This window comes from Nocardia sp. NPDC020380 (assembly GCF_044386975.1).
Lineage (GTDB): Bacteria > Actinomycetota > Actinomycetes > Mycobacteriales > Mycobacteriaceae > Nocardia.
In genome coordinates this window covers 169,517-182,066 of record NZ_JBIRVQ010000011.1, presented here as the reverse complement: position 1 = coordinate 182,066, position 12,550 = coordinate 169,517, and the positions used below count along the sequence as shown (strand labels likewise).

Annotated in this window: 13 protein-coding genes; 3 read left to right on the top strand and 10 right to left on the bottom strand. The window is 67.4% G+C overall.

The window, feature by feature from the left end; all coding sequences use genetic code 11:
• Window positions 1-100 precede the first annotated feature (100 nt).
• The 4 genes from ACH438_RS29895 to ACH438_RS29880 all read right to left on the bottom strand — a co-directional run bounded on the left by ACH438_RS29895 (window position 101) and on the right by ACH438_RS29880 (window position 2,835).
• Window positions 101-496: a nuclear transport factor 2 family protein gene (locus ACH438_RS29895; RefSeq protein WP_397011167.1), complete on the bottom strand. Its 396-nt coding sequence runs from the start codon at window positions 494-496 to the stop codon at window positions 101-103.
• Between the two features lie 74 nt (window positions 497-570).
• Window positions 571-1,581, bottom strand: coding sequence for an NADP-dependent oxidoreductase (locus tag ACH438_RS29890; RefSeq protein WP_397011165.1), 1,011 nt, complete (start codon window positions 1,579-1,581; stop codon window positions 571-573).
• Window positions 1,582-1,616: 35 nt separating this feature from the next.
• Window positions 1,617-2,138 (bottom strand): TetR/AcrR family transcriptional regulator, encoded by a 522-nt coding sequence (locus tag ACH438_RS29885; protein WP_397011163.1) that lies wholly within the window; start codon window positions 2,136-2,138, stop codon window positions 1,617-1,619.
• Window positions 2,139-2,142: 4 nt separating this feature from the next.
• On the bottom strand, window positions 2,143-2,835 hold the full coding sequence (locus tag ACH438_RS29880; RefSeq protein ID WP_397011161.1) for a type 1 glutamine amidotransferase domain-containing protein: 693 nt from the start codon (window positions 2,833-2,835) through the stop codon (window positions 2,143-2,145).
• Between the two features lie 134 nt (window positions 2,836-2,969).
• Here ACH438_RS29880 and ACH438_RS29875 point away from each other — a divergent pair, with 134 nt between their 5' ends.
• Window positions 2,970-3,911 carry a LysR family transcriptional regulator gene (locus ACH438_RS29875; protein ID WP_397011159.1) on the top strand — a complete coding sequence of 314 codons (942 nt, stop codon included), beginning with the start codon at window positions 2,970-2,972 and terminating at the stop codon, window positions 3,909-3,911.
• A 4-nt stretch (window positions 3,912-3,915) separates the two neighbouring features.
• On the opposite strand, the gene ACH438_RS29870 is transcribed toward ACH438_RS29875, so the two are convergent.
• The 5 genes from ACH438_RS29870 to ACH438_RS29850 all read right to left on the bottom strand — a co-directional run bounded on the left by ACH438_RS29870 (window position 3,916) and on the right by ACH438_RS29850 (window position 9,226).
• Window positions 3,916-5,682 carry an oleate hydratase gene (locus ACH438_RS29870; protein ID WP_397011157.1) on the bottom strand — a complete coding sequence of 589 codons (1,767 nt, stop codon included), beginning with the start codon at window positions 5,680-5,682 and terminating at the stop codon, window positions 3,916-3,918.
• A 10-nt stretch (window positions 5,683-5,692) separates the two neighbouring features.
• Window positions 5,693-6,550 carry a 3-hydroxyacyl-CoA dehydrogenase gene (locus tag ACH438_RS29865; protein ID WP_397011155.1) on the bottom strand — a complete coding sequence of 286 codons (858 nt, stop codon included), beginning with the start codon at window positions 6,548-6,550 and terminating at the stop codon, window positions 5,693-5,695.
• Window positions 6,551-6,554: 4 nt separating this feature from the next.
• Window positions 6,555-7,205, bottom strand: coding sequence for a TetR/AcrR family transcriptional regulator (locus ACH438_RS29860; RefSeq protein WP_397011153.1), 651 nt, complete (start codon window positions 7,203-7,205; stop codon window positions 6,555-6,557).
• 81 nt (window positions 7,206-7,286) lie between these two features.
• Window positions 7,287-8,258 (bottom strand): MBL fold metallo-hydrolase, encoded by a 972-nt coding sequence (locus ACH438_RS29855; RefSeq protein WP_397011151.1) that lies wholly within the window; start codon window positions 8,256-8,258, stop codon window positions 7,287-7,289.
• A gap of 74 nt (window positions 8,259-8,332) precedes the next feature.
• Window positions 8,333-9,226 carry a serine hydrolase gene (locus ACH438_RS29850; protein WP_397011149.1) on the bottom strand — a complete coding sequence of 298 codons (894 nt, stop codon included), beginning with the start codon at window positions 9,224-9,226 and terminating at the stop codon, window positions 8,333-8,335.
• A 53-nt stretch (window positions 9,227-9,279) separates the two neighbouring features.
• Here ACH438_RS29850 and ACH438_RS29845 point away from each other — a divergent pair, with 53 nt between their 5' ends.
• Window positions 9,280-10,248, top strand: coding sequence for a LysR family transcriptional regulator (locus ACH438_RS29845; RefSeq protein WP_397011147.1), 969 nt, complete (start codon window positions 9,280-9,282; stop codon window positions 10,246-10,248).
• On the opposite strand, the gene ACH438_RS29840 is transcribed toward ACH438_RS29845, so the two are convergent.
• Complete coding sequence (locus tag ACH438_RS29840) at window positions 10,249-11,124, bottom strand: LysR family transcriptional regulator (protein WP_397011145.1); 876 nt, start codon at window positions 11,122-11,124, stop codon at window positions 10,249-10,251.
• Window positions 11,125-11,216: 92 nt separating this feature from the next.
• Between ACH438_RS29840 and ACH438_RS29835 the strand changes: the two genes are divergently transcribed.
• Entirely contained in the window at window positions 11,217-12,503 is a 1,287-nt protein-coding gene (locus tag ACH438_RS29835; protein WP_397011143.1) for an MFS transporter, read from the top strand.
• Window positions 12,504-12,550: the final 47 nt, after the last annotated feature.

The following is a 12,550-nucleotide window of genomic DNA, read 5'->3' as shown; positions in this document are numbered from 1 at the left end:
CATTCAGGAAACCTGAACAGGTCCGCGCGGTCGACCGGTGTTGGGTGAGCACGGCGTAAACCTTTGCCGTGCATTCGAGCTACGGACGTTGACGTACGCCCTACAGGCTTGCGCGGGCGTCGGCCTCGATCTGTGGGAATTGCGCGCCCATGGCCGCCGCCAGCGCATTGGCGGCCGACAGCGGGCGGACCATGACCATCAGTTCCTCGATCTTGCCGTCGGCGTTGTAGCGCAGGAAGTCGCAGCCGTTGACCAGCTTGCCGTCCACCTTCGCCTCGAAGATCAGGGCGTGATCGGCGCTGCCGTCGGAGTGGATCTCCCGCACGTAGCGGAAGTCCTCGAACACCCGCAGCACCCCGCGCAGGATGGCCGCGGTGATGGCCTTGCCCGGGTACGGCTTGAACGCCACCGGGCTGATGAAGACCACGTCATCGGCCAGCAGGGCATCGAGAGCAGCGGCGTCGCGGGCCTCGACGGCGGCGCGGAAGGAGTTCATACGATCACCTCTCATAGTCAACTAGTTGCATATGTAGGGTGTACCGCAATGCGCCGCTGGTCAAGATCCGAAGTTCACTCGGGCAGGCGGACCAGCATCTTTCCGGTGTTCGCGCCGCTCATCATGGCGGTGAACGCGGCCGGCGCCTGCTCGATGCCGTCGACGACGGTCTCCTCGGTGCGCAGCGTGCCCTCGGCCAGCCAGCCCGCGGCCTTGCCGATCCACTCCGGGATCAGATGCGAATGGTCGGAGACGTTCATCCCGCGCAGGTTGATCCGCTTCCCGATGGTGAGCGGCAGATGGCTCGGTCCGGGCCGCAGCTCGGTGTCGTTGTAGACCGAGATCGCGCCACACAGGGCGACACGGCCGAAGCGGTTCATGGACACCAGCGCCGCATCCAGGTGATCGCCGCCCACATTGTCGAAGTAGACGTCGATACCGTCGGGCGCGGCCGCGGCCAGTTCCGCGTACAGATGGCCCTTGCGGTAGTCGATGGCGGTGTCGTAGCCGAACTCGTTCACCAGCCGGGCCGCCTTCTCGGGACCACCCGCCGAGCCGATCACCTTCGCCGCGCCCAGCTGCTTCGCGATCTGCCCCGCCACCGAACCGACCGCACCGGCCGCGCCGGAGATGAACACGACATCGCCCGCCTTGACGGGTGCGACCTCGGTGAGACCGGCGTATGCCGTGATACCGGTGACCCCGAGCACGCCCAGATACGCCTGTGCCGGAGCGAGATTCGGGTCGACCGGCTGCACCGCACCCGCGGGCAGCAGCGCGTACTCCCGCCAGCCCTCGAAATGGGTCACGGTGGCGCCCACCGGAATCGCGTCCGAACTCGAGGCCACCACGGTGCCCACGGCGGTGCCGGTCATGGGCTCGCCGAGCACGAAGGGCGGGATGTAGGACTCCACATCGTTCATGCGGCCGCGCATGTAGGGGTCGACCGAGAGCCAGTCATTGCGGACCAGCACCTGACCCGGGCCGGGATCGGCGAGGGTGACGGTGGCGAGCTCGAAATCGGCGGGCTGCGGCTCACCGGTGGGGCGGGCGATCAGGCGCCATTCACGACTGGTCACGGGCATGGGTGTCTCCTTCGAAGAGGTTCGGTTCAGGGGTATTACGCGGGCAGCAGGGCATCCGTGGCCGTGCGCAGCAGATCGGTGCGGCCGTTCGAGAGCAACCCGACGGTCACGGCCAGCAGGATCTGCGCGGTATCGGCGGGAGCGGAAACGCCTGCGCCGGTGAGTACTTCGGTGAGCAGCGTGGCCAGCTCGCCGGTGAAACTGCGGCAGATATCGCCGCACAGGCGGGCCTGCTCGTCGATCAGTTCCGCGGCATGCGGCGATCCGGCGAACGGCCCGGTCGCGAGTTCGACCTTGGCGCAGAGGATTTCGTACACGCGGTCGGCGAGCGGCAACTCCGCGGTCGCCGCTGTCCGGGCCCGGTCCAGGGCCTGATCGTGCAGGCGGTCGGACAGCCGCCGCACGGCATCGTCCTTGTTGCGGACGTACTGATAGACCGCCGACCGGGAAACGCCTGTCTCCGTGGCGATATCGTCCATGGTGGTGCGCCGCACCCCGTAGCGCAGCAGGCAGCGCAGGGTGGCGTCGAGTACCTCGGAGGTCCGGTCGGCGGTCAAGGGTTCAGAGCGCCTTCAGGAGCTCCGCGGCGAGCGGTGCGGACGAGGCGGGGTTCTGACCGGTGTACAGGTTGCGGTCCACCTCGACGTGCGGGGCCCACGGCTCGCCCTCGCGGTAGTCCACGCCCAGCGCGATCAGGCGGTCCTGCAGCAGCCACTTCGCCTTGTCGGCGAAACCGGCCTGGGTCTCCTCGGCATTGCTGAATGCCGCGACACGGTAACCGGCGAACGAGGACTTGCCGTCGGCATCGGCGGTGGCCAGCAGGGCGGCGGGGCCGTGGCAGACCACGCCGAGCGGCTTGCCGGAGGCGAGAGCCGCCGTGAGCAGGCGGCCGGAGTCGGCATTGACCGCGAGATCCTCCATCGGACCGTGGCCGCCGGGGTAGTAGACGGCGTCGTAGTCCGCGAGATCCACATCCTCGAGCCGGATGGGGGTGGTCAGTTCGCTTGCCTTGCGCAGGGTTTCGGCGATCTGCTCCGCGCCCTCGGGTCCACCGTTGACCGCGGGCGCGAGGCTGCCCGCATCGACCGGCGGGACGACCGCGCCCGGAGTGGCCACCACGACCTCGTGGCCGGCCGCTTTGAACGCCTCGTAGGGCGCGGCGAACTCCTCGGCCCAGTAGCCGGTGGGGTGTTTCGTGCCATCGGCCAGCGTCCAGTAATCGACGCCGGTCATGACGAACAGGATTTTGGCCATCGCTTCTCCTCGGATGGGAAGGTCGGTGTGGAAGGTCCGTGGCCGACGTCCTGACATTTCGTATGCGATGTGTCAGTTCGTCGCGGGATCTACGCTAGGTAGACATTCATCGATAGACCAATAGAATCGCCTATATGGGACATCGGAATATGAATGGCACCGTGGAGTTGGCGCAGCTCCGCACGTTCCTGGCCGTCTACCGGGCCGGATCCGTCACCGCGGGTGCGGCGCAGACCGGGCTGTCCCAGCCCACCGTGACCACCCAGCTGCAGGCGCTCGAACGTCAGCTCGGGCGGCCGCTGTTCGAGCGGTTGCCGCGCGGCGTCGCCCCCTTGGCCGCCGCGCACGATCTGGCCGCCCGGGTCGCCGCGCCACTGGACTCGCTGGAGACCGTGCTCGGCGAAACCCCCGCCGACGGCGTCCCCGCACCCGAACATCCGGTGCTGCTCGGTGGCCCGGCCGAGATGCTGGCCGCGCTGGCGCTCCCGGCGCTGTCCTCGCTCGTCGCCGACGGCGTACGGCTCACCGTCACCACGGGTCTGGCCGATGACCTGCTCACCGATCTACGCGTCGGCAAGCTCGATCTGGTGCTCTCCACCATCCGGCCGCGAGGCCGCACCGTACTGTCCGAACCCCTCGCGGATGAGGAATTCGCGCTCGTCGCAGCGCCTTCCATGGCCGCCCGCATCGACCTGGATCGCCTGCGCGGCGGCGACCACACCGCCCTCGCCGGGATCCCCGTGGTCAGCTATGCCGCCGATCTCCCGATCCTGCGCCGGTATTGGCGCCACGTCTTCGACACCCGTCTGGAGGCCGAGCCCGCGCTGGTCGTCGGCGACCTGCGTGCCGTCCTGTCCGCCGTGGTCTCCGGCGCGGGCATCAGCGTGCTGCCGCGCTATCTGTGCAGCCGCGAGTTCGCCGCGGGAACCATTGCGGCGCTGCTGGATCCCGAGGACCCGCCGATCAATACCGTCTTCCTCGCGCGTCGCGTGGGCGGTCCGGCGCAACCGCATGTGGACCGCGTCAGAGACCGCCTCGTACAGGAGGCGGTCGTCTGGCGGACCTGCGAGTACTGAGTCTCTACTTCTTGGTCTCGATCAACCCGAACTGTTCGAGCAGTTCCCCGACTTCATTGTTGCCCAGGCGCTTTGCGATATTGCGCCACAGCAGTTCCGGTCCGGGCAGGCTGATCGGATCGCCGTCGCGCAGGCGGCTCATACCGGCGAGCAGACTGCGGACGTCGTAGGTGGAGTTGAAGACCTCCGGGACGCCGCGCTCGATATCGAGCAGGCGATACGCGGCCTCCATTCCCGTGCGCACCGAGTATTCGGTGGTGAAGATGCAATCGCGCGAAGTCTCGGCGAACTGGCCGATGAAGGCGAAGTTGACCGCGCCCTGCGGGACCACCTCGGGACGGTCACCGGCCTTGCGCGGCATGAAGAACGCGGTGACATACGGCATCATGACCGGCACGCACTTGGCGCCGGTGGCGGCCAGCTCCGGAATATCGGCCTCGGGAACGCCCATGTGGTACAGCCACTCCTGGGTGATCTCCTCGCCGGTGCACTCCTGCATGGTCTTCTGCACGTAATCGCCGGGCTTGTCGACGAACAGCGAATACACCCACACCACGATCTGATCCGCGGGCTGCTGCTTGAAATGCGGCTGCCGGTTGACCGTCCAGCTCATCAGCCAGTTGGAGTCCTTGACGGTGACGATGCCGCCGGTGACCACCTTGCCGCTGAAGGGATCCCGCTTGCAGATCTTCTGAATGTATTCGGGGATGCGCTGATCCAGCGTGGTGACGGTGGCCGACTCCCACTTGGTCTCGGGGATATGCCCGCCGAACACGTCCGGATGGCCGAAGGACGGGTCCTTCTTCGCGAGCCGCCGCCAGAGATCCCAGGCGGGCGCGGGGCCTTCGTTCAGCTTGGCGGGCGTGTGATGGTCGCCCTCGTCGGAATTCTCCACCAGCGAGCCGATGGTCATGAGCAGCAGATCGTTCGGCCCGAGGTCGGCGCCGCCCTCCTTGCCCTTCTCCACCCACTGAATCCTGGTGGCCTGCTTACGATCACCCTTGATGTCGAAATCGACATCGGTGACCGTGGTCTCCCACTGGAAGTTGACGCCCTGATCCAGCAGCCACCGGTACAGCGGCAGTACGAGCGATTCGTACTGGTTGTACTTGGTGAACTCGAGCGCCGAGAAGTCCGGCAGCCCGCCGATGTGATGAATGAACCGGTGCAGGTACAGCTTCATCTCCAGCGCGCTGTGCCAGTCCTCGAAGGCGAACATGGTGCGCCAGTACATCCAGAAGTTGCTCTCGAAGAAGTCCTTCGAGAACACCTCGTTGATGCGTTTGCCCTCCATTTCCTCGCGGGTGGCGAGGAAGATCTTCGTAATGTCCTGCTGCGCCTTGTCGTTCAGCGTGAAGAGATTCTTGGTCTGCGCGCTCTGCCCGCGGTTCACGGTGGCGCGTTCCAGGGAGAAGTTGGGGTCGTCCTTGTTGAGCCAATAGAACTCGTCGAGGACGCTGCCCTCGACCTCGATCGAGGGAATGGTGCGGTACAGGTCCCACAGGCATTCGAAATGGTTCTCCATTTCGCGGCCGCCGCGGATCACGAAGCCCTTCTTCGGTTCCCGGATGCCGTCGAGCGCGCCGCCCGGCAGCTTCAGCTCCTCCAGGATGGTGATCTTCGCACCGGGGAGCTGCCCGTCCCGGATCAGGAACGCCGCACCGGACATCGAAGCGAGCCCGGCCCCGACGAACCAGGCCGTCTTACCGTCCACGCCGGCCGGTTTGCGCGGCCGGGCGAAGGCTTCGTAATTGCCACTGCTGTAGTACATGTGCGCTCCTTTACGAGTACTTGTAGAAGCCTTCGCCGGTGGCGATGCCGAGTTTCCCCTTGTCGATGTAGTTCTCCTTGAGCCATTGCGCGAGCTTCTTCGAGGTGTCGTCGCCGTGCACCATGATGTTGTAAGGCGTGGTCAGGCCGATGACGTCGAGGATCCGGAACGGTCCCGCCGGTGCGCCCGTGCCGATCTGCCAGGTCTTGTCCACCGCTTCCGGATCGGCGTAACCGCCGGCCGCGAGGTTCATGGCCGCGTCCAGCAGCGGTACCAGCAGTGAATTGAGGACGTAGCCGGCCTTCTCCTTGTGCAGTTCGATGGGCACCATGCCGATCTTCGTGGCGAAGTCGACGACCGCCTGGTACACCTGCGGATCGGTGTCCGGGGTGCCCATCACCTCCGCGGTATTGAAGTGCCACACCTGATTCGCGAAGTGCAGCGCCAGGAACTTGTCCGGGCGGCCGGTGAAATCCTTCAGGTCGCTGGGCAGCAGCGTGGAGGAGTTGGTGGCGAAGATGGTCCGCTCGGGTGCGAGCTTGCCGAGCTTCTCGTAGGTGTCCTGCTTGATGGTGAGGACCTCGGGAATCGCCTCGATGACCAGATCGGCATCCCGGACCGCCTGTGCCAGATCGGAACTCAGGGTGATGCCCGCCGCGGTCTGCTCCGCCTTGCCGTCACCGCCGCCGGGGACCTGGGTCGCGTACACCGCGGCGAGTTTGCCGAGACGCTCCTTCGCGGCGGCCAGGGCCTTGTCGTCGATGTCGTAGGCGGTCACCGTGAAACCGCTGAACGCGGTCTGGAAGGCGATCTGGGACCCGAGCACCCCGGTACCGAGCACGGTCACCTTGCGGATGTCGATGGTCATGTGACTATCTCCTCTCGACTGTTGCGAAGAATCCGGCGACGATCTGGGCGATCTGCGCGTGCAGGTCGGCAGCGGCGTCATGACCGGGATGCGCCCCGGTGGCGGGCTGGGCGAGCATCAGATGGGTGGCGGCGAAAACGGTCCGGCCCGCCAATTGCGCTTGGCTTTCCAGGTTTTCGGCGGCGACGCCGCGGGACCGGGCCGCGGCGGCCAGGCGCTCGGCGATCACCGCCTCCAGCCGGGCGACCAGTGCCAGGCCCTCGGACCGGTATTTGTCGGCCGGTGAGCCGAACAGCAGCTCGCGCTGATAGGTGATGGTGTTCTCCGGATGCCGGGCGGCCCGCAGCAGCGGGTCGATCATGGCGAGCACGGCCGCCACCGGATCCGGCGTGCCCTGGGCGGCCTCCGCGCCGGCGTCGAGGGCGGTGCGCATCTCCTCGTTGTAGACCATGAGCAGCAGTTCGCCCTTGGTGGCGGCGTATCGGAAGAGGGTGCCCGCGGCGATCTCGGCGCGATCGGAGATCTGCTGCGTGGTGACCCCTTCGAACCCGCGTTCGGCAAACAATGTCGCCGCGGCCTCGAAGATGCGGGCCTGTTTATCGCTGACCTTGAGCAGGCGTCTTCCGACCTGTGCGGATTCGGGTGACGCATTCATCCGACACCTCCTACCGGAGATCAAAACTGAGTGAACTCATTTCTGAGCGTACTCCCAGTTACTGATTGTGCAACCCTCGTGTCAGAACCGGTACGAAGTCAGATAATCCGGTACCACGACCTCGGTCCGGGGACTCGCCGCCCGCACCGCGGCCACGAACGCGTCCAGCTGCTTGCGATCCGAGTCGCCCAGTGGCGGCGGGTTCTGCAGCGGGGATTCGAACTGGTCCCAGTGCACCGGCACCACCTTCGCCGGATGGTCGAGGGCGCGCATCAGGCGCGCCGCGTAGTCGTGGGTCGCGGTGGAGGAATTCACGGCGAGCATGGCCACGTCCGGAGCCAGGCCGCGCACATTGCGCTCGACGAAATCGCTTGCACCCATGAAGAACACGGCCGGGCCGCCCTTGATGCGCAGCTGGAAGTTCAGGGTGTCGCCCTCGGGGAGGTCGGCGATGGTGGCGGGCGGTTCGGGGCGGCTGACCCGCACACCCGGGAAGAACATGGAATAGGACGCGGTCCGGCTGTGCAGCGAGCCGACGACTTCCATTGTGTAGGAACCGAAGTCGAAGACCTCACCGCCGCGCACGGTGCTCAGCTGCGACGGTGGCACGCCCATGGACTGGGCCAGGTGGTAGGCGGTCAGCGTGCCGAAGACCCGGGCGCCCGTATTCGTCGCGATATGCGGCACATCGTTGAAGTGATCCCAGTGCGTATGCGTGACGAAGATGTGTTTCGGCGTGCCCACGTGCGGGTCGACGGCGGCCGGATCGACCCGCAGGGGAGTGGCGGTATCGAACGAGCCGGAGGCGATGCCGACCGGGAATCGGGTCAGATACGGGTCCACCAGCACGGTCTCCCCGGCAATGTCGATGCGCCAGCCCGCTACACCGAGCCAGCGGAATTCGGCAGTGGCGGAGGGTGTTTCGTGCCTCGGGCCATCGCCTTCGTGGTGCGTCAGTGCGATTGCGCCCGCTGCCGCCCCCGCCGCGGTGAGTCCAGCGCCGGCGGTGGCCGCGCGGCGCAGGAAGCGGCGGCGGTCGATCTGTGAAGTCATGCGCCCGACCAAAGCACCAGCACCCGCCCGGTGTCCAAGATCGAGCGGCGAATCGCCCGATACTCCAGGCGATATCAGTCCTGGTCGGTGCGGGTGCGCAGGTACTCCACGGCCAGCCGTGCGGCATGGCTCATGGCCAGGTCCACATCGATGCGGCGGGTGCGTAATTCGTCGGTGCGGGCGAAGACCGCGACCGCGTACCGCCCGCCGTCCGGATATTCGACGACCCCGGCCTCCATGTGCAGTCCGGGCAGTGTCCCGGTCTTCGAGGCCACCTGGACCTCCTCCGGGAAGCCGGCGGCCAGCCGGGTCCAGAACAGTTGCCGCCGCATGAGATCCCGGGTCAGCGCGCACGCGGCGGGCGGGCCCGCGCGGTCGGTCCAGATGAGGGTGAGCAGCCGGGTGATCTCGCCGGGCGTACTGGAGGTGGTGAGGTCGGGCCGGAAAACCCGCATGGCGGCGACCTTTTCGCGGGTCAGGGTGGGATAGACGCGGGCGAACTCCGCGCCGTCCGCCGCCCCGGCATCGGCGAACATGGTCTCCATCAGGTGCCGCGGGCCGCCGATGACGCGGGTGCGGTCGAGCCCGAGTTCGGCCGCCAGCAGGCCCGGAGTATCGGTGCCGATGCGGTGCAGCAGCAGATCCGCGGCGGTATTGTCGCTCACCGACATGGCGAAGAAGGCCAGATCCCGCAGCGACATCTCGACATCGTCGGCACACCCCGCGCTGCCCCACCCGCCGAGCCGGTCGCCCGCCCCCACCAGCACGCGCTCGGTGGGGTCCACCTGGCCCGCGGTGACCTGGCGGCAGAATTCCAGCACCAGCAGGATCTTGAAGATCGATGCGATGACCACCTGATCATCACCGCGCAGGCCGAATTCCCGGCCCGTATCGACATCCCGGACATGCAGCCACCCTTCGACCGGGATGGCCGCGAAGACGTCTCGAATATCCTCCGCAACCGGCACCCGATCACCGTAGCGGGGCGGGTGATCCATATCGAATGGCCTATCGTTGCCGCGTGGATCTCACCCGGCAGCTGCGTCACTTCCTGGTGGTCGCCGAGGAACTGCATTTCGGCCGGGCCGCCGAGATCCTGGGCATGGCCCAGCCGCCGTTGAGCCAATCCATTCAGCGCCTGGAACGCGAACTGGGCGTGCGGCTCTTCGACCGCTCCCGCAGGCAGGTGGAACTCACCGTCGCGGGCCGGCTGCTCATCGAGGAGGCGCATCGACTGTCGGCGGCCGAGGAACGGCTCCGAACCGTCATGCGCAAGGTCCGTGACGGCGATCTCGGCACGCTGCGGGCGGGCGTCCCGCCCGATCTGCCGGCTCCCGTGCTGCAAGCCCTTTTACGGCGGCTGGATACCGAATTACCGGGTGTCGCAGTCGATCTCCTGGAGCTCACCACCACCGAGCAATGCCGCATGCTGGCGACCGGCGGCCTCGACACCGGGCTGGTGGATCATCCGGTCGACGCCCCCGAACTCCGATTCGGCGCGGAGATCGAACTGCCGCTCGGCGTCGTACTGCCACGCACCTCACCGCTGGCCCGGCTGCGTGAAGTCGCCCTGCCCGATCTGGCGGGCCACGATCTGGTGCTGTTCCCCCGTGAGACCGCGCCGGGATGGTACGACCGGCTGCTGGAACTGTGTCGCACAAAGGGTTTCGTGCCCGCACGCATTCGCACGGCGCGCAATCCGGAGTTCCTCTTCGGCCTGGTGCTCGCCGGACAGGGCATAGCCCTCGAACGAGAATCGACCGCCCGCCGCGAACCCCGGGTGGCCTGGCGGCCCTTGACCGATCGCCCGCTGGCGCGACGCCTGCTCGTGGTCGGCCCGGACGCCGCCTCACATCCGGCGGCCCCGAGATTCGCCGAGCTGGCCACCGAAATCATTCGCGCCGAAGCGAATCCGGTGGTGCTGGCGAACACCGGGGCGGCCGGCCCCTGGTCGGTCGTCTACGACGCCGCGGCCGCCGACCATCCCTGATCAGCCTGTCCGAGGCGGGTTCCGGAGGGCGTCTATGACGGTGCGGGCGGCATTGGACGGGGTGCGCTGGGCGTCGTGGGCGATGCTGAGAACCCAGGGGATAGGCCGGTCGGCATGTTCGGCGAAGACGATGTCGGGGGAGCGGACGGCGACCGAGCGTGGGAGCAGGACCGCGCCGAAGTTCTTGGCGGCGAGTTCCAGGGCGAAGATCTGGTCCGCGACCTCGATGACGGTGCGCCGCGTGCGGAAATGGGTGTCGGCGATGGTGCGGATGCCCCAGCCGGGCGGGAAGTCGATGAAGCGGATGCCGGTGAAATCGGCGGCGCGCCAGGGTCTTCCGGCCAATGGGTGGTCCGGCGCGGTGCACAGCACCAGGGTTTCGGTGCTGAGGGGATGCGTGGTGAGGCCGGGGAAATCGGCGGTCATGGCGGCCAGCAGCGCGACGTCCAGGGTCTGATCGCGCAGGCCCGCGATATTGCCCGCCACCCCCGAGATGCTCTGCCGCATCTGCAGGGTGACCGCCGGATGCCGCCGGTGCAGATCGGCGAAGATGCTCGCCAGGTCCAGGCTCTGGATGGTCATGAGGTTACCGACGATGACCTCGCCGCGGATCTTGCCGCGGGCGGTCTCGATGGCGTCCACGATGTCGCGGCGGGCATTGAGCAGGGTGCGCGCGGGCTCGACCATGGCGCGCCCGGTCTCGGTGAGTTCGAGGGTGCGCGGGGTGCGGTCGAACAGGCGGGTGCCGAGTTCGTGCTCGAGCTTGGCGACGCTGGTGGAGACGGCGGACTGCACCATGTTCAGGGCGCGGGCGGCCGCGGTGAACGAGCGCTGGTCGCAGCAGGCCAGGAAGCATTCGATCTGACGCAACTCCATCCGCCCAGCGTAGCGCTGTCATCTCTGTCATAGATGGCAGCATCGAAACTCATCGCTTTTATTGATTGCGCGCGCATAAGACTATTGGTCACGTGACTTCTTCCGTGACCGCCCGCGCCGGGGCGCAACTCACCCGCGCGGTGATCCTGATCTTCGCCGTGACCGCGGGCACCTCCGCGGCCGGTCTCTACTACCTCCAGCCGCTGCTGCACGATGTCGCCGCGGATCTGCGGATCTCCACCGCGACCGCGGCGTTGCTGGTGAGCGCGGCGCAGGTCGGCTACCTGGCCGGGCTCGCCCTCCTGGTCCCGCTCGGCGACTTCCTGGAGCGCCGCCGCATGGTGCCCGCCCTGATCCTGGCTTCCTTTGTGGCGCTGGCGGTTTCGGCGGCCGCACCGAACTTCGCGGTGCTGCTGGCCACCACCTTCGCCACCGGTGTGGCCGCCTCGGCCGCCCAGGTGGTGGTGCCGTGGTCCTCGTCACTGGCCGAGCCGGAACGCCGCGGCGAGGTGGTCGGCACCGTGATGAGCGGTCTGCTGCTGGGCATTCTGCTGTCCCGGCTGCTGTCCGGCACCATCGCCGAGTTCGGCGGCTGGCGCACGGTGCTGCTGGTCGCCTCCGGCATCCAGTTGCTGATGGCGCTGGCGCTGTACCTGAAGGGCCCGGCGGGCGGACAGGCCGCGGCCGAGGAGAGCTACCCCGAGGTGCTGGTCTCGATCCTCACCCTGATCCGCCGGCACCCGGTCTTGCGGCAGCGAATGATCCTGGGCTTCTTCGCCATGGCCTGCTTCTCCGCGGTGTGGACGGCCATCGCCTTCCTGCTGGCGGGTTCGCACGGCAGCCCGTTCCATTTCTCGGAGTTCAGCATCGGACTGTTCAGTCTGGCCGGTGTCGCCGGTGCGCTGGGCGCGCCGGTGGTCGGGCGGCTGGCCGATCGCGGTTACCTGCGCATCGTGACCACGCTGGTGTGGATCGTGGTGCTGGGCAGCTGGGGTCTGCTGGCCTGGGGCGGCCACAATGTGATCGCTCTCGTGGTGGCGTTGCTGGTCTTCGACTTCGGCATCCAGGGCATCCAGCTGAGCAACCAGAGTGCCATCTACGCCTTGGATCCCGCCGCGCGCAGCCGCCTGACCACCGCGTACATGGTGATGTACTTCCTCGGCGGCGTGGCCGGATCGGTGACCGCGGGCGCGGCCTACCAGGCCGGCGGCTGGGCCCTGGTGTGCGAGATCGGCCTGGGCGCAACGGTGGCGGGGCTGCTGCTGTGGACGGTGTTCGCGGTCCGCGCCCGGTGGCAGGGTTCGATGGAATTGGAAGATTCGGATGAATCGGTCGAATTGGTTGCTGAGAATCGGCCGGCCATGGCCTTGGGAATCTGATCGTCCGACCCATTGATGTTGTGGCGTAGAACGATTCGAGAGCGATA

Bases quoted from the DNA above. Each gene is read 5' to 3' on its own strand.
- ACH438_RS29895 (WP_397011167.1), bottom strand. From the start codon at position 496: ATGAACTCCTTCCGCGCCGCCGTCGAGGCCCGCGACGCCGCTGCTCTC.
- ACH438_RS29890 (WP_397011165.1), bottom strand. From the start codon at position 1,581: ATGCCCGTGACCAGTCGTGAATGGCGCCTGATCGCCCGCCCCACCGGT.
- ACH438_RS29880 (WP_397011161.1), bottom strand. From the start codon at position 2,835: ATGGCCAAAATCCTGTTCGTCATGACCGGCGTCGATTACTGGACGCTG.
- ACH438_RS29875 (WP_397011159.1), top strand. From the start codon at position 2,970: ATGGGACATCGGAATATGAATGGCACCGTGGAGTTGGCGCAGCTCCGC.
- ACH438_RS29870 (WP_397011157.1), bottom strand. From the start codon at position 5,682: ATGTACTACAGCAGTGGCAATTACGAAGCCTTCGCCCGGCCGCGCAAA.
- ACH438_RS29865 (WP_397011155.1), bottom strand. From the start codon at position 6,550: ATGACCATCGACATCCGCAAGGTGACCGTGCTCGGTACCGGGGTGCTC.
- ACH438_RS29860 (WP_397011153.1), bottom strand. From the start codon at position 7,205: ATGAATGCGTCACCCGAATCCGCACAGGTCGGAAGACGCCTGCTCAAG.
- ACH438_RS29855 (WP_397011151.1), bottom strand. From the start codon at position 8,258: ATGACTTCACAGATCGACCGCCGCCGCTTCCTGCGCCGCGCGGCCACC.
- ACH438_RS29840 (WP_397011145.1), bottom strand. From the start codon at position 11,124: ATGGAGTTGCGTCAGATCGAATGCTTCCTGGCCTGCTGCGACCAGCGC.